The organism is Paraburkholderia sp. SIMBA_053, assembly GCF_046534895.1.
GTDB classification, from domain to species: Bacteria; Pseudomonadota; Gammaproteobacteria; order Burkholderiales; family Burkholderiaceae; genus Paraburkholderia; species Paraburkholderia caledonica.
Genome location: NZ_JAWRXU010000542.1, coordinates 1 through 278 on the forward strand (window position 1 = coordinate 1; position 278 = coordinate 278).

At 66.5% G+C, this 278-nt stretch carries 1 protein-coding gene; it reads right to left on the reverse strand.

The window, feature by feature from the left end:
* Positions 1-71: 71 nt before the first annotated feature.
* Positions 72-278, reverse strand: a 207-nt coding sequence (locus SB753_RS36780) for an SDR family oxidoreductase (RefSeq protein ID WP_410805052.1), incomplete at its 5' end; no start/stop codon positions are given.

Consider the following 278-nt stretch of genomic DNA (forward strand, 5'->3'; position numbering starts at 1 on the left):
CGAGCGGGCAGCGGAACCGGAGTGAGCAGCCCTCTGAGCCGCCCACCCGGCGAGAGCGGCGGCATCGAAGCTCAGGTGTGTGCTCCGCCGTCAATCCTGATCTCCGTGCCAGTGATGAAGGAGCCGTCGTCGGAGATCAGCATGGCGACCACCCCGGCGACTTCCTCGGGCGTCCCCATCCGTCCATCGTTCAGGGGCGCTCCCAGGTGTGCCAGCAGGCTCCAATCCGTGTCAGCCGGCAAGTTCTGCGGGGTGGTGTTCGTGATTCCGCTCGTGAT